The organism is Paracoccus tibetensis (assembly GCF_900102505.1).
In the GTDB taxonomy this organism is placed as follows: Bacteria; Pseudomonadota; Alphaproteobacteria; order Rhodobacterales; family Rhodobacteraceae; genus Paracoccus; species Paracoccus tibetensis.
The window spans coordinates 1-15,306 of sequence record NZ_FMVT01000005.1; the positions used below are offsets into that span (position 1 = coordinate 1).

Annotated in this window: 17 protein-coding genes and 1 pseudogene; 8 read left to right on the forward strand and 10 right to left on the reverse strand. The window is 64.2% G+C overall.

Annotated elements, in window-relative coordinates:
- Positions 1-325 (forward strand): IS5 family transposase (locus tag BLP73_RS07820; protein ID WP_139165915.1); only part of this gene is annotated, 325 nt, incomplete at its 5' end.
- A gap of 22 nt (positions 326-347) precedes the next feature.
- Here the strand turns inward: BLP73_RS07820 and BLP73_RS07825 are convergent.
- From BLP73_RS07825 to BLP73_RS07865, 9 genes and pseudogenes are all read right to left on the reverse strand, one after another.
- Positions 348-845 (reverse strand): annotated as a pseudogene (locus BLP73_RS07825) (tyrosine-type recombinase/integrase); the annotation flags it as partial.
- Positions 846-1,251: 406 nt separating this feature from the next.
- Positions 1,252-1,827: a L,D-transpeptidase gene (locus tag BLP73_RS07830; protein ID WP_090742183.1), complete on the reverse strand. Its 576-nt coding sequence runs from the start codon at positions 1,825-1,827 to the stop codon at positions 1,252-1,254.
- 196 nt (positions 1,828-2,023) lie between these two features.
- Positions 2,024-2,563 carry a L,D-transpeptidase family protein gene (locus tag BLP73_RS07835; protein ID WP_090742186.1) on the reverse strand — a complete coding sequence of 180 codons (540 nt, stop codon included), beginning with the start codon at positions 2,561-2,563 and terminating at the stop codon, positions 2,024-2,026.
- A 32-nt stretch (positions 2,564-2,595) separates the two neighbouring features.
- Positions 2,596-3,009: a DUF411 domain-containing protein gene (locus BLP73_RS07840; RefSeq protein WP_090742189.1), complete on the reverse strand. Its 414-nt coding sequence runs from the start codon at positions 3,007-3,009 to the stop codon at positions 2,596-2,598.
- A 56-nt stretch (positions 3,010-3,065) separates the two neighbouring features.
- Positions 3,066-3,692, reverse strand: a complete 627-nt coding sequence (locus BLP73_RS07845) for an SCO family protein (RefSeq protein WP_090742191.1) — start codon at positions 3,690-3,692, stop codon at positions 3,066-3,068.
- Entirely contained in the window at positions 3,674-4,150 is a 477-nt protein-coding gene (locus tag BLP73_RS07850) for a copper chaperone PCu(A)C (RefSeq protein ID WP_090742194.1), read from the reverse strand. Before BLP73_RS07850 ends, BLP73_RS07845 begins: the two co-directional genes overlap by 19 nt.
- Before the next feature lies 1 nt (position 4,151).
- Complete coding sequence (locus BLP73_RS07855) at positions 4,152-4,745, reverse strand: SCO family protein (protein ID WP_090742197.1); 594 nt, start codon at positions 4,743-4,745, stop codon at positions 4,152-4,154.
- Between the two features lie 116 nt (positions 4,746-4,861).
- The gene (locus BLP73_RS07860) at positions 4,862-5,485 is read right to left on the reverse strand and encodes a methyltransferase family protein (protein ID WP_090742200.1); all 624 of its coding nucleotides are present in this window, start codon (positions 5,483-5,485) and stop codon (positions 4,862-4,864) included.
- Position 5,486: 1 nt separating this feature from the next.
- The gene (locus BLP73_RS07865) at positions 5,487-7,718 is read right to left on the reverse strand and encodes a heavy metal translocating P-type ATPase (RefSeq protein ID WP_090742203.1); all 2,232 of its coding nucleotides are present in this window, start codon (positions 7,716-7,718) and stop codon (positions 5,487-5,489) included.
- 80 nt (positions 7,719-7,798) lie between these two features.
- On the opposite strand from BLP73_RS07865, the gene BLP73_RS07870 reads away from it, so the two are divergent.
- Positions 7,799-8,254 carry a MerR family transcriptional regulator gene (locus BLP73_RS07870; RefSeq protein WP_090742207.1) on the forward strand — a complete coding sequence of 152 codons (456 nt, stop codon included), beginning with the start codon at positions 7,799-7,801 and terminating at the stop codon, positions 8,252-8,254.
- Entirely contained in the window at positions 8,211-9,200 is a 990-nt protein-coding gene (locus BLP73_RS07875; RefSeq protein ID WP_245686599.1) for a bile acid:sodium symporter family protein, read from the forward strand. The genes BLP73_RS07870 and BLP73_RS07875 overlap by 44 nt, the downstream gene beginning before the upstream one ends.
- Before the next feature lie 415 nt (positions 9,201-9,615).
- Here BLP73_RS07875 and BLP73_RS07880 read toward each other — a convergent pair whose 3' ends face one another.
- Entirely contained in the window at positions 9,616-10,116 is a 501-nt protein-coding gene (locus BLP73_RS07880) for a GNAT family N-acetyltransferase (RefSeq protein WP_090743038.1), read from the reverse strand.
- Positions 10,117-10,279: 163 nt separating this feature from the next.
- Here BLP73_RS07880 and BLP73_RS07885 point away from each other — a divergent pair, with 163 nt between their 5' ends.
- From BLP73_RS07885 to BLP73_RS07905, 5 genes are all read left to right on the forward strand, one after another.
- Entirely contained in the window at positions 10,280-11,062 is a 783-nt protein-coding gene (locus BLP73_RS07885) for an inositol monophosphatase family protein (RefSeq protein ID WP_090742213.1), read from the forward strand.
- A gap of 194 nt (positions 11,063-11,256) precedes the next feature.
- A complete protein-coding gene (locus BLP73_RS07890) occupies positions 11,257-11,838 on the forward strand; it encodes a thermonuclease family protein (RefSeq protein ID WP_217630660.1) in 582 nt (193 codons plus the stop codon).
- A gap of 258 nt (positions 11,839-12,096) precedes the next feature.
- Positions 12,097-13,104, forward strand: a complete 1,008-nt coding sequence (locus BLP73_RS07895) for an exonuclease domain-containing protein (protein WP_090742216.1) — start codon at positions 12,097-12,099, stop codon at positions 13,102-13,104.
- Between the two features lie 389 nt (positions 13,105-13,493).
- On the forward strand, positions 13,494-14,018 hold the full coding sequence (locus tag BLP73_RS07900) for a hypothetical protein (RefSeq protein WP_090742220.1): 525 nt from the start codon (positions 13,494-13,496) through the stop codon (positions 14,016-14,018).
- 143 nt (positions 14,019-14,161) lie between these two features.
- A complete protein-coding gene (locus BLP73_RS07905; protein WP_139165916.1) occupies positions 14,162-15,259 on the forward strand; it encodes a hypothetical protein in 1,098 nt (365 codons plus the stop codon).
- The last annotated feature ends 47 nt before the right edge of the window (positions 15,260-15,306 follow it).

A 15,306-nucleotide genomic window follows, 5' to 3' on the forward strand; every position in this document is an offset into this window, starting at 1 on the left:
TGGCCAGGTGAGCGACTACACTGGTGCTGCGGCGCTCCTGAGCAGCCTGCCTGCCGCCGAATGGCTGATCGCCGATCGGGGTTATGATGCCGACTGGTTCAGGGATGCATTGAAAGACAAGGGGATACGTCCCTGCATCCCGGGCCGGAAGTCCCGCGGCAAGGCTGTCCGATACGACAGGCGGCGATACAAGCGGCGCAACCGCATCGAGATCATGTTCGGCAGGCTGAAGGACTGGCGCCGCGTCGCGACCCGCTACGACAGATGTGCGAAAACCTTCCTCTCCGCCGTCGCCCTCGCCGCAACCGTCATCTTCTGGCTTTGACGATCAATGAGTCTGGAGCCTAGGCAACCTTGGTGCGCCTCATCGAATGAGTGCCGTAGGCGCTCGGCTCCAGACCAAGCGACATGACCCAGCCCCGGACGATCCGGGCATACTGCCGTGTCGACAGGTGCGCGCTTCCGTGGACCCGGCTTGGCCACAAGAACTCAAGCCCGATCATTTCGGGGTTCCGGATCCAGCGGTTCAGGGATTGACGGGTCGTGTCAGTAATCTCGAACCGGACGGGTTTTCCCGTCTTGCTCTGGATCATCGAGGCGCGCTCCTTAACCTGCCCTGCCGCGAAAATGTCTCGGACCCTCAGGGCCACGAGGTCGCATCCGCGGAGCTTGCTGTCGATCGCCATGTTGAACAGCGCGAGGTCGCGGGCATTGCCTGCCATTTCAAGCCGGACCCGGATCGACCATACGTGCCGCGGAAGAAGCGGCCGCTTCTGACCGACGATGCGGCCCTTGTTCCAACTGACGCGCGCAAGCCTGACGGCGGGAAGAAGATCGATGGACATGGTGACACCTCCTGTCCGCCATGCCCGCCCTTCTTCAATAGTGTCGACAAAGCTAGTATATCATCCCGCAGGCTCGGCGTCTGCGCCCAAGCCGGCCCTTGGAGCGGTCGTATACCGACCATAGCTGGGCCCCCCGTTTATCTCCGTTGGCAAGGCGGCAGCATCGACGCAACGAGCCCATAGCTGTCGGTCACCGATGCTGCAGCGATGCAGGCGCAGCAAGGCGAGCCGACCTGCCTTGGCCGTTCAATCTGCAGTCGCTTGTGAGTTGGTGCGCCCAAAAGCGGCCGCTCAGCCTGTGTGCAGCATGTATGTGAAGTTCGAGCTTTTCGTCTTCAGCTGGACTACCGTCGGCTGGCTGGCACCGGTCGTGCGGCTAGCCGGACCGGTGCCCTGAGTAAGGCAATCAGAAGACGGTCACCTGTGTTCCGATCTCGGCGACCGCATAAAGCTGTTCGACATGTTCGTTGTAAAGTCCATAGCATCCTGACGAAGAGCGCCGTCCAATCTTTCGAGTGTCGTGGGTGCCATGGACCAGGTAGGCAGGCCAAGCCAGATACAGGCCGAACTTGCCAAGCGGGTTCTCGGGCGCGCCGCCTGCGACTGTCTGCGGAAGGGTAGGATCCTTCTCCCGCATGCTCGGCGTAGGCGTCCAAGGCGGGTTGGGCATCTTGCGCACGATCTCGGTTTGCCCGCGGCGGGTCAGGTCTTCGGTCATCGGGATGGCGCAGGGAAAGACGAAGTGGACACTCTCGTCCCCCGACCAGTAGTGGACCGCGCGCGAGGTGACATCGGCAAGCAGGACACCCTTGCCGAGCGTTGGGTAGAAGTCGCGCCAGTGCCGGGTCCGGAAAGAGGATTGGTTGCGCTCGGGCCCTGTGTCAGTGGCCGCCTGACCATAGGCGGCTGCCGGCAGCAGCACCCCTGTCGCAGCCAGGCCGCGCAAGAAGCTTCTCCGGTCGGCGAAACGGTGGGTGGACATGCTGCTGCCTCGTGCTCGTCTTATAATCGAGGAGAGATTACCTGCGCTGCGGATCGTGTCCAAGCAGGGCAAGGTCATGGCCGCTCAACTCGGGATAATCTGCAACAGCTGGTGTGGCCAATCAGCGCGCTGAAGCTGCAAGGCCTGCCACTTCCATCATCGCGATCGGCGCGCACAGCGTCAAAAAACCTGAATATTAAGCGTAGATCATCACTGGCGTGCGGAGCTGCAGCATGGCGTAGACATCTTCTATCTCATTGTCGGTGATTGCGATGCAGCCAGCTGTCCAGTCCCTGTTTCTGGGAGCCAGGACTCGCCCCTCGGGGCCTTGGCCGTGAAACATGATGTCGCCGCCAGCATTGAGGCCGAACTGAGCGGCATAAGCCTTGTCCCGCTCGTTCGGGTAGGAAATGCCGACCGACAGGTGGTAGCGGCTGCGCGGGTTGAAGCGGTCCACAAAGTAAAGGCCCTCGGGTGTCTTGCCGTCGCCTTCGAACTGCTTGTGGCCGATCGGCTGGTTGCCCAACCCGAAGTCGTAGGACTTCATCACCGTCTGGCCGTTGAGCAGGTGCATCCGGCGCTGTGTCTTCTGGACCACGACCTGGGTGACCGGAGGGCCGGCGTAACGCTTGAACTGGGGGACATCGCCGGCTCTAATACTTGGCCCCGACCTCCCGCACGCTGCAATAGCAGCAACTAGTCCCAAGGAGGCGGCGCGGCGGTTCAGGCTGTTCATCAGGCAGGCTTTCAAAGCAGAGGTTGAAGGGCTCAAGCCGCAGGGTAATGCGTGAAGACTTCGCCACTGCCATCCTTGCGGATCAGCAGGACGTCATAGGCTTCGCGATTGCTCTCAGGCCCCATGCCGGGGCTGCCATAGGGCATGCCCGGCACGGCAAGGCCTCGTGCATCAGGCCGCTCACGCAGCAGCCTGCGGATATCGGCAGCAGGAACATGGCCCTCAAGGAAATAGCCGTCGATGGAGCCGGTATGACAGGAGGAGACCTCGACGGGCACCCCAAGGTCCAGCTTGTGCTGCATGAGAAGGACGCCAAAGCGCTCTTCGTGCGTGACCTCAAACCCGTTCTCTTGCAGATAGCGGGTCCATTGCTTGCAGCACTCGCAGCCGGCGCCCTCAACCACATGGATACGGTCGGGACTACTGGAGATGGCCAGATGCGGCATGGCACCGACCGCGGCGGCAGCACATAGAAGGGTTCTTCGGGGCAACAGGGTCAAAGCTATACCTCTCGTTCCATGGCGCGGCGGATTTTCGGCACTGCGAATTTCGGGGCGTCGTGCAGGTCTATGATACTCGACAAGCGCCCGTCCGGCCCAAACACCATGACGCCAGCGGTGTGATCTACCGTGTAATCGCCATCGTCCCGAGGAACGCGGCGATAGGTGGCGTTGAAATCCTCGGCCGCCCGGGCAACTTCGTCTGGATATCCGGTCAAGCCGCTGATGCGAGGATCGAAGTTCGACAGGTAGTCGGCCAGCACCTCGGGCGTGTCGCGTTCGGGATCGACGGAGACAAGGTGAACGGCCAGCCCGTCCGCATCTGGGCCAAGTTCCTCCAGCCAATCGCTGATGTTCAGCAAGGTCATTGGGCAGACATCGGGACACCAGGTGAAGCCAAAGAAGACAAGGCTGGTCTGCCCAATCCAGCTTTGCGGACTGACCCGATCACCTTCGTGGTTGGTGAGCTGCCAGGACATGGAACCCAGATCGGCCCCACGGACGCCGACAGTCTCGGTGACCTGCTGTTGCCAAGGCAGATCACCGCTGCGCCACGCGCCGACAGCCAGCATGAAGCCGGCCGCCGCAACTAGTCCGGCACTCCCGAGGATCAGGGCGCCTTGGCGCATGCAGCCTCCCGCGCGCGCAGCGGCAGGATCGCCGTGTTGATCGTGACCGGGCCGGCATTCTGGAAAAGGAGCGTCATCGGGAAGGTCGTTCCCTCCACCAGTTCGGTGCGGAGATCCATGAGCATCCCGTGATAGCCGCCAGGCTCGAGGCTGATCGTTTCTCCGGAGGCGATAATGATCTGATCGGCATGTGACATACGCGCCGCGCCGCTCTCCACCACTGATTCATGGAGCATAGGCATGTCTGCAACAGGCGTTTCGATGCCCAGGAGACGCTCCTCGGAGCCGTCGTTGCGGATGGTGACGTAGAACACCGCGGGCCGTTCCGTCCCGATCGTGGCACGCGACCAGGCGGCGCTGACCGTGATGTTGCCCTGAGTCACTTCGATACATTCGGCGAAGGCGGTAGCAGGCAGGGTGGTGGCAAGCACCAGTGCTGCGGCAGTGGATTTCAGCATGTCAGAGGCGCTCCTTCAGATCAGCGGTGATGTCGTCGGCCGGCGTGCCATACTCGAACTGGCGCAACCAATCCCCGCGGGGACCAAGCAGGTAAAGGCTGGAGCTGTGCGACATGGTGTAGCCCCCCGGCGCCGAGGCATCATCGTGTCTCTCGCCAAAAACCTTGAAGCTGCCGACCGCCGCCTGCGTGGCTGCCTCGTCTCCGGCCAGCCCCAGAATGCTGGGATGGAACGCATCGAGGTATTCGCTAAGGCCGCTTGCCCGGTCTCGTGCCGGATCGACCGAGATGAAGACCGGCTGCACCTCCGCCGCCTCCGGCCCAAGGTCATCCATGACCTGGGCGACTTCGGCCATGGCGGTCGGGCAAATGTCCGGGCAGTTGGTGAAGCCGAAGAAGACCAGAACATGCTTGCCCCGGAAGTCCGCGGCTGTGTGGATCGTCCCCGCCTCATCTGGCAGAGAAAACTCCGGCTTGAACGCGGCGGCTTGCTCCTGCCGATCCGCATGCCAAAGCAGCGCGCCCAAACCAACGAGTGCCACTGCCACGGCGACCCACAACGCAATCCTGATGCTCTTCAGCACATCGATCACCATCCTTATGGGGCCCTAGCACCTCTAGCCACATGAGGTTCAAGCGGCTTCCGGCGAACTCACGGCTTTGTCAGGTTGGCTAGTCTCGGCTACGGCGACTCTTAAATTGGTCAGCCACTTCAACTCGAGGTTCTGCTGTGAAGGCCGATCCAGCGCGGCACGGTCGAGAGATAACGGCTGTAGTCTGCGCCAAGCGCCTGCTCCAGCTCACGTTCCTCTGAGCGGATCTGGATGGCCGCGGACCAGAGGAAAAGCAGCGGCGCAAGAAGTGTCGGAACAGCCGGAGTCGCAAGAGAAACGCCCGCCAACAAAATGACTTGGCCTAGAAAAGTCGGATTTCGGCTGAAGCGGTAAAGCCCGCCCGTAACCAGAGCCCCTGTTGCACCCTCGGCCACACCGACTCGCCACGATGCGCCCATGGACATCTGGGCGGCAAAGGCCAGCATGGCGCCGCCTGCTGCAAGAACTACACCTGCCGAACCGAGCAGCTGATACTGGCCTTCAGTCCAAAGCGGGTCCAGCTTGTGCAGCGCCGGAAAGGCCAGCCATAGCAGCGGCCCGAGAAGCGCCAGCGCAAATGCAAGGCGGAAACCGAATGCGGCAAGCCGCTCGATCCCCCGCGCATGCCCGAACAGCCAGACCGGCCGCGCGGCGGCACGTGCGGCCTCGGCCGTGCTCCAAGCAAAGGCTGTCAAATACATTGCCACGACACCAAGGCCGATCCAACCCGCCTGTCCCAACATCTCAAGCCTCCCGGGTCGGATCTAGGGCCAGCAAGCGTAGGGCGTTCAGCGTGACCAAGACGGTGGCGCCGGTATCGGCCAGGATGGCGATCCACAGGCCGGTAATGCCGAAGATCGTCGTCACGAGAAACACCGCCTTGAGCCCGAGCGCCAGCGCCACGTTCTGGCGGATATTGCCCATCGTCGCCCGAGCCAGCCGGATCAGCGCCGGAACGTCGGTCACGCGGTTGCGCAGGATCGCCCCGTCGGCGGTCTCCAGCGCCACATCCGTTCCCGACCCCATGGCAATACCGATCCGCGCCTCTTTCAGCGCAGGGGCATCGTTGATGCCGTCGCCGATCATCATCACGTGGCTCTTGCCGTTCATCTCGCGGATCGCGGCCAGCTTGTCCTCGGGCATCATTCCGGCCCGGAAGCCGATCCCGAGGTCCCCGGCGATGGCGCCCGCGGTGCGGGCGTTGTCTCCGGTCAGCATGGTCGCGCCCACGCCCATCGCGGCCAGCTGCCGAACCGCCGCGGCCGCATCGCCCCGCGGCTCGTCCCGCAGGGCGATCAGGCCCAGGGGCCGGCGCTCGCGATGGACAGCGACAACTGTCTTGCCCTTGTCCTCCAGCGCCGTCGCCCGAGGCAGGGCCGCCTCATCGATCCCGCCGACCTCTGCGGCATGTGAGGGGGAGGCAACCCATGCCAGCGCCCCCTCCACGACAGCTTCGACGCCGCGCCCGGCCAGCGCACGGGCATCGCGCGCCGCAGGCACCTGCACGGCCGCGGCCGCGGCGCGCCGCAGGATCGCCAGCGCCAGCGGGTGGCTGGAGCCGGTCTCCACGCCGGCGGCGATGGCCAGCAGTTCAGCCTCGTCCACACCCGGCGCAGGGATCATGTCGGTCACCACCGGTGCGCCGCGCGTCAGGGTGCCGGTCTTGTCAAATGCGACATGTCTGACCTTCGCGGCCGCCTCGATGACGGCACCACCCTTCATCAAGAGCCCGCGCTTCGCGCCCGCCGACAGTGCCGAGGCGATGGAGGCCGGAACCGAGATAACCAGTGCGCAGGGGCAACCGATCAGCAGCAGCGCCAGTCCGCGATAGATCCAGGTGGTCCAGTCATGCCCGACGGCGAGCGGCGGCACCACGATCACCAGCGCCGACAGTGCGACGATGGCCGGCATGTAGATGCGCGAGAAGCGGTCGATGAAGGGCTCGGTCGGGGCGCGGGCCTCCTCGGCCTCTTCCACCAGGCGGATGATGCGGGCGATGGTGTTGTCGCTTGGCTCGCGGGTGACGCGGACGCGCAAAGCGGCTTCGGTGTTGATCGAGCCGGCAAAGACCGCATCGCCGACGGTGCGGGTCGCCGGGACGCTTTCGCCGGTGACCGGGCTTTCATCGACCCCGCTGGTGCCTTCGGTGATGTCGCCATCCGCAGGAACACGGTCGCCGGGGCGGACAAGCACGGTCTGCCCGATCTGCAGGCTGTCGGCGGGGACGGCCCGTGCCTGACCGGCCACCTCCAGCAGCGCGGTCTTCGGCACCAGATCTGCCAGTGCCCGGATGCCCTGCCGGGCCTTCCCGGCAGCGACACCCTCCAGAACCTCGCCAACGGCGAACAGAAAAACCACCAGCGCCGCCTCCTCGGCCGCACCGATCAGCAGAGCACCACCAGCGGCAATGGTCATCAGACCCTCGATGGTGAAGGGCTGGCCCATGCGCAGGGCTTCGAAGGCGCGCTTTCCCACCGGCGCCACGCCGATCAGGCACGCTGCGAGAAAGGCCCAATATCCGGCCTCGGCAGAGGTCAGCAGCTCGATCAGCCACGCGCTCGCGAGCAGCGCGCCCGTCAGGATAACAAGCCGCCCCTTCGCCGTCCGATGCCAGACCTTGTCCTGCAGAGCCGGTGCCGCATCGCGGGCGGGGGCAATCAAGTCAGGATCTTCGCCCGCGCCATCCTCAGCCTTGGCGGCCGGGCCGGCATCCGGCAGCACAAAGGACTTCTTGCGTAGCGCCTGCTGCCCTTTCGGTGCAATTCCGAAACCCAGCTTTCGAACGGCGCCTTCAATGGCCTCGGGCGCGGTGCTGTTCGGCACAAGGTCCAGCGACAGCCGCTCGGTCATCAGCGCCACCTTGACGTCGCTGACACCCGGCAGCCGCTCGACGGCCCGCACCACCTTCGTCGTGCAGGCCGCGCAGTCCATGCCAGTCACCGTCCATTCACGCCGTTCTGCTGTTTCCGTTGCCATTTCGCGTCCTGTCCGAGGTCTTTTCTTCATCGAACCCGGAAGATAAGATCTCTAGCAACTAGAGGTTCAAGAGGTTTCTCATGCTGAGCATCGGAAAACTGAGCGCGGCCACCGGCGTGAAGGTGCCGACCATCCGTTACTATGAAGAGATCGGCCTGCTGCCGGAGGCGGAGCGTAGTTCGGGCAACCAGCGGCTCTACAGGAGGGAGCACCAGGAAAGGCTCGCCTTTATCCGCCATAGTCGCGAGCTGGGCTTTCCGCTTGGTGACATCCGCGAACTGCTCAGTCTCTCGGACCGGCCCGACATGTCCTGCGCGGCAGCCGATGTCATCGCCAGCCGTCAGCTTGCAGCTGTCAAGGATCGCATCGCGCGGCTTCAGGCCTTGCAGGAGGAACTGGAGCGCATGCTGACCCAATGCGCCCAAGGCACGATCTCGGACTGCAAGGTTATCGAAGTTTTGAGTAACCACGAGAACTGCCTCCATGCGGATCATGGCGAAAGTCGTCATCCCGCGCATGCGGATCACGACAGCTGACATGCGGAAGATCCTTGGCTTCATCGAGAACAACCTGCTGCTTCTGGCCGTTCTTTCGGCCGCCCTCGGGTTGCTGGTGCCGTCCGTCGGCATTGCGCTGGAGGCTGGAATCACCCCGCTTCTCGCCCTCCTGATGCTGGTCATCAGCCTGACCTTCGACGTCAGCGCCGTGCGGATCGTGTTCCGCAAGCCGGGCCGGCAGCTCTGGGCCATCGGCCTCGTCTACGGTCCGATGTCGCTGGCAGGCTGGCTGACCGGCCGCGCCTTCTTCGGCAGCGGACCTCTGGCAGCGGGCCAGACGCTGGTCGGAATGCTGCCGACCGATGTGTCCACGCCGCTGCTGGTTCTGCTTGCCCGCGGCAATGTGGCTCTCGCTGCCGTGCTGAATGCGGTGAACACCGCGCTCTCGCCTTTCATTATCCCGTTCCTGTTCCTGTGGATGACGGGGATCGAGTTGAACGTGCCGGTCCTGGCGGTGGTGACCGAGCTGGTTCTGATCGTGGTGGCGCCGACCGTGATCGGTGTCTGGTTGCGGACGCGCTTTCTGGAAGGCGTATCGCGTTTCGACTTTGCCTGGCCTGCGCTCGGCTCGGTGCTCTATCTGGTGCTTCTGCTGGCGGTCGTCGGGCCGAACGCCGAAACCATCCGGGGCTACGGCTGGTATGCTCTCGTGATCGCGCTCGCGGCTCTAGCCCTGAACCTGATCGGCTATGCCGTCGGCATGACGGCCAGGATCTTCACGCAGGACCGGGGAGAGCTGATCGCCTACCTGTTCACCTGCAGCAAGAAGGAGTTCAGCATCGCCGCTGCCTTCGTTGCAGCTTCCGGTCTGCCGTCCGAGATCGCCGTCCCCGCTGCTTTCTTTGCCATGATCCAGATGATCACGTCACCGATTGCAGCGAAGATCCTCGCCGCGAAAGAGCAAGTGCTGGCGGCGTCGGCGTGAGCAAGAAACATCGCTGACTTCGGGATACTACTGAAAAACCGAACGGCCGCTTTCCTAATTCATGCTGCAATAGCGAAGCAGCAATCTTATGCAGGTTTCTGCATCCCGTAGCTCTTCGGCTTCCTCAACGATGCACTTGCAGCGAACGGCCGGAAGGTCCCGCGAAGCAGACTGTGGCCCGACGATCTCGCCGCGCCAAGCGCGAATGTCCGATCTGGGGATGCTGCAATGCAGCGCTAGGCCGGCACTCTCGGGCCGCTTTGGGCCGACTGCGCTCGTTCGGGACTGCCCCGCGCCGTTCTAAGCCACCAGGAGGGGCAGATCAGCAGACTGTCCCACCGTGTTGAAAAACTGATGGTGCTTGGCCAAGTGTTCGACAGCCTTGTGCGATAGGTCTGACACTTACGGCAATCCGTCATCCGTAGTGTCTGTATACCAGATCAGAAGGATCAGGTCGGCGGGCGTCGTGATCCAGTCTCGCGCCAAGGCGCTCCGCCAATCTGGCTGATCTCCGGTTGCTAGGATCAACATAGCTGACCAGCGTATCAATGTGTCGCACCCCAAGGCTCCATAAGCGCATGGCAACTGCCGCCTCATGGGCGAAACCCTGTCCCTCGGCCTCGGGGTAAAGAAACCATCCAAGTTCGAATTCCGGAAACAGCGGACCTGAATTGATGCCCACCTGTCCCAGGCATCCGCCATCGGCCCTGTTCTCGATCATCAGGGCGCCGCAGCCAAACAGGCTCCACTGGGCGTGATCCGCACAGAACATTCCCCAGGCCACAGCTTCCGAAAACGGACCGCCCATGTAGACCGAGCGGTCGGATACCATGAGGCGATGATAGGCGGGCCAATCGTCTGCCCGCATCGGCCGGAGGGACAGCCGATCCGTGACAAGTGTTGGTATCGTTGTCATGTGAAAGCTCTCCTCCTGCTTCTGCGCCGTCCGCCGGAGATCATCATGGTGACCACTCGTCTCGCTGGCGTCGAACCGGCATGCGCCCCACGCCGCATCAGGCCGAGCCGTCATTCACTTGTCATGTCCCGCAGATTAGCTGAATGCCTTGGCGGAGGACAGGATGTCGGACCTTGATCGTCTCATGGCGGCCGCGATCTGCTTGGTCGATCTGGCTGCGGACATCGTCGCCGATGCATGGCGCAACGATATCGCAGTGGACTACAAGCCGGATGGCTCGTCCGTGACCCCGGCGGACCTGCTGATCGAGGAACGATGGCGCAGCGAGATCAGGCGGCAGTTCCCGTCGCACGGCATTCTGGGGGAGGAATATGGCCCTCAGGCGGGCACCAGCGCCTTCACATGGGTGTTGGATCCGATCGACGGAACCCGTCAGTTCGGAGCCGGGCTTTTGGACTACGCGTCTCTCATCGCTGTCTGCAGGGACGGCGTGCCGGTTCTGGGGATCATCGATACGCCAGTTCCACACGCCCGCTATGCGGCTGCAGCCGGTCAAGGCGCGCTGTTTGCCGGACGCGCAATTCGCAGCAGTATACGGACCGACATGACGGGCGCCGTCATCAGCCTGGCGAACCCTAACAGCTTCAGCGATGAAACCGCCTTCGGATACGAAGCGCTGCGCTCAACGGGCCGCGTGCGGGTCCATGATGGGGGCGCCTTGGCTTATGGTGCCCTTGCCAGGGGACGCGTCGATGTCTGCATAAATGGCGACGATTTGGATGCGTATGACATCTGCGCCCTGTGCCCAGTGGTTCAGGAGGCCGGCGGAGTGATCACCGATTGGAGGGGAGAGTCCCTGTCTCTTGCATCACGAGGGGGGATCGTTGCAAGCGCGTCACCCGAACTCCACGCCAAGGTGTTGGAGCGGCTGCAGGGTTCACTTTGACCGACATCCTGTTCGGTATCGCTCATGGCTCCCCGGCGGTCGCGGAAGGGCGGGACCGACACGGTTGCACCATGGCAGCAGCAATGTTGCGGCGAGGGCAAGGGCCAAAGGACCTGATGGAGGCAGAGCCTATCGACCCTCGATGCAGGTATTTCGGGCTTGCCCATGCGGTCGGCCCGCCTAAAAGCCGGGGGATGAAGCAGAAACGTCGCCGCAAGGCCAAGAACACTCCCGGGCTCAAAGGGTGGCTGGCTGCTCTGGCGATCGTCGCCGCGCTTTTCGTGATCGGCGACAGCAACCCGCAGCTTCGGCAGATGCTCGAGGGCATGATACAGGAGATCATTACGGGGGAGCCGCCGACGCAGCGACATGCAGGCAGCGTTCGGGTTCTCGATGGTGATACATTGGACGTGGCGGGGACGCGGGTGCGCCTCTTCGGGATCGATGCGCCCGAGACCGCTCAAACCTGCACGCGTGGCGGCCGCCAATGGAACTGCGGCACGGAGGCGACACAGGCGCTTGCAACCCAGATCGGCGGGCAGGATGTCACCTGCGAAGAGCGGGACATTGACCGTTATGGCCGCATGGTGGGCATCTGTCATGCGGGCACGCGCGATCTGAATGCCTGGATGGTTCGGAATGGCTGGGCCGTCGCTTACCGGCGCTATGGAGGTGACATCTATGATGCCGATGAGATCGTGGCACGGGTCGCGCAGCGGGGCATCTGGAGCGGCAGTTTCGTGATGCCTTGGGATTGGCGGCGCGGCGAGCGGTGACTTCCCGGAAGCCGGCACCTGTCACCTATGTTACTGACTTCCGTTGGCGTGGTGATGGCACGACCCCTGGATTTTCTTCGCAGACCCCACCCTGTCACCATGGATGCCCCCTTCCGGTCTCGACGCGCCTTGTTCCGGGCTCGCGGCGAGGAAGAAAGCCATCCACCAATCTGACCGCCGATGTTACGTTGGCCTTAGCCGTCGCCATTTTGCTCCGGCCTATCGATGCCAGGTTTTGAGGAAGGGTTTTCAGTGTCCATGTTCAGTTGGCTGTTCGACCGTCCCTCTCCCAAGCAGACCAACCCGCGTCCCGATGCCAGTCGCTTGGCGCCGATCCCCGGCCCCGCGCTGGACAGGCCCCGCTTCGACCATGCGGACAGAATTCCCACCGGTCGCTTCCGGTTCATCGCGATCGATGTCGAGACCGCCTGCAGCGACGCGGCCAGCATCTGCCAGATCGGCATCGCCTGCGTGGACCCCGGTGACCGGATCGAGACCTTCTCGATGCTGGTCAATCCGCGCATGCGCTTCGATCCGTTCAACATCCGGCTGCACGGGATCGGCCCCGACCATGTCGAGGATGCGCCCTGCTTCACGGATGCCATCGAGATGCTGATGCCGCTCCTCGACCCGCATCACCTGGTTCAGCACAGCAATTTCGACAAGCAGGCCGTCACGGCCGCCTGCCACAGCTGCGGGCGGGAGGTGCCGGATTGGCGGTGGGCGGACAGCGTGACGATCGCCCGGCGCGCGTGGCCCGAGCTGAAAGGGAACGGCGGGCATGGTCTCGCAAACCTCAAGAAGAGGCTGAAGCTGGATTTTCACCATCATGACGCGGGCGAGGATGCACGGGCGGCGGCGATGGTCGTGCTTCATGCCGAGCGCCAGCTGGGGCTGCCCTTCGAGGATCTGCTGAAGCCCCAACCACGCAAGACCTTCGCCGCCAAGGTGATCCTGGAGGGCGACCCAGCGGGTGCGCTGGCGGGTTCGGTCATGGTCTTCACGGGCGCGCTGCAGATGTCGCGGACCGAGGCCGCCACCCGGGCCGCGCAGGCGGGGATGTGCGTGCGGGCCGGGGTGACGAAGCAGACCACGCATCTGGTCGTCGGTGATCAGGACCTGACCCTCCTGGCCGGTCACGACAAGAGCAGCAAGCACCGCAAGGCCGAAGAGATGCAGGCCTCCGGTCACTCGATCCGGATCATTGGAGAAAGTGCGTTTCGAGAGCTGGTAGCTGACGCATGTCCGGATGACGGCAAACGGTAAGCAGGTAGTATGTGACGAGCTTAACGCTTCAAAAACCTGCACGACCGTTCGAAGCAACGGTCGGCTTCAATACAAGCATCGCTCCTTAATCAGCCAGCGTCTATCTGATCCTGCATCCATCGCTGCATCACCCTCCTTACAACCTCTGGCCTAGAGGGTATGTCGGGCTGCTGTCGACGGAACTCGTCAATGGCCTTCAAGAGCTCCTGGTCCATCCGAATTGTGACAGGCTCCGTATCCTTCGGAGGACGTCCCATCTTCGCCATGACAAAAATCTCTCGACATACTTATTGACTACTTAACGTCAAATAGTCATATTGGACGGACGAAAGCAAGAGCTCTGACCTTCTTGCTCCGCCCTGACCATGATGATCGAGAAAGGATCAACGATGGCTAATCACAGCCTTACCACGCCTTTCGGCGTGACGGAACCGGCATCGCGCCACTTCACCCACACGCCGATCTCTCGGGCCTTCTCGGGGCTCGTCGCGGCTCTCGCGGCCCATGTCGAGGCCGAGCGCGACATCAGCGCGGCCGACAGCCGGGATCCGGGCTTTGCCGCCTGGCTCTTTGATGCCGAGGCGGCGCGCGCAGGCGTTCTTGCCCGGATCGACGCGATCCGCAGCGCCGAGATTGCTCGCCCCGAGGACCGGCCGCTGCGGCACATGGCGGTGATCTGCTACCTGCTGATGCAGGCGGGTTCGAATGCCGAGTTCCTCGAGGCCCGTCAGGTCCTCGACAGGGCCCCGGCCCTCTTCGCCTGCCCCGGCGATGGCGCGGCGGCCTGGCGCTGCCGGCAGATGCTGCGCAGCATGCGCCTGCGCATCCGCGAGATGTCGGCCCTGCCCTGCCATCTCGATCCCCGCGAGATCGCGCCGGACGCCCCGGAGATCGCAGCACCGGTCCCGGCCTGACCCCTTTCCCCTTCTAATCCGCGCTGATCGCCGTCCCGACCCTTCATGGGGTCCGGCCTGATGGCGCCTGCGCCCTGCATATCCCTCGCGCGGACGGGTCGCGCGAGGGCGGGTTTTCCCTATCTCAGCTTCTGGAGGCGTCCATGCCCCGCAGACCCCGTTCCGCCGTGCCGGCTCCGGCGATCGTTCCTTCCTGCCCGACTGTTACTCACGAGGCCCCTGACGCTCTGGACACGATCCTCGTGGAGGGCACGCCCTTGGCCGTCCATCCGGGCCCCGTCGCCGCCCGCTGGTCCCGCGCCGCCGAGGCCAAGGGCTTCGACATCGCCGCCCGCGTCATCGACCGCCTGCATCTGGCGCTCTGCTGCCGAACCTCCGGCCACGTCTTCGCCTGCCGGATCTCCGTGCTGACAGATGCGCAGCCGATCTGCCATGCCTGCCTGGAGGCCCGGCGCGCCGAGACCGCGATCCGCGCGGCGCTGGTCTATCTGGGCCGTGATCCGCAAAGCACCGCCCATGGCTTCTACCGCGCCCGCTGCGGCCATATGCTCCGGCGCCAATACGAGTTCATCGGCCGGGTCGCCGAGGGACGGACCGGCCTGCGCTGCGAGACCTGCTTCGCCGCCCGCGAGGCGGCCATGGCGGCAAGGCGCGGCTGGACGCGGATCGGGCCGGACCCGGAGGGCAATCCGAACTACCACCTCTACCGCCATGCCTGCGGCACCGAGCGGCGTCTTGCCCGGGCGAACCTCTCCTGGGGCCAGGTCGACTGCCCCGGCTGCGGGCAGAGCTGGAGCGCGCGGGAGAGCCGGATCTACCTCCTGGATCTGCGCCATGACGGCCGGCACTTCCTGAAGCTGGGCTATTCCGCCCATCCGACCAAGCGCCACCGCCACCAGCTGGGCCTGCCCAAGGGGGCCGCGGTGCGCGTGCTGCGCGAGCTGGTCATGCCCACCGGCGCCGCCGCCTGCGCGGCCGAGACGCGGATGCATCGCGATCTCTGCCGGGACTTTCCCGATGCGGTCGTCCCGCAGACCGAATTCGCGGACATGCTGAACGTCACCCGCGAGATCTACCGCCCGGCGCTGCGCGCCGAGATCGAGGCGCGGCTCGACGCGCTGGCGGCACGGATCGCGGCCGCGCCCTCCGGGAGTGCAGCCAGCAGCGCCGCAGAGAGCGCACCCGTCAGGGCCGCAGACAGCCAGGTCGCCCTCGCATCCGACGCGTCCTCCGGCAGCTGAGGCCCGTCGCCCGGCCAGAACCTCTGCAAGGCGGCCACCGCCCTGCC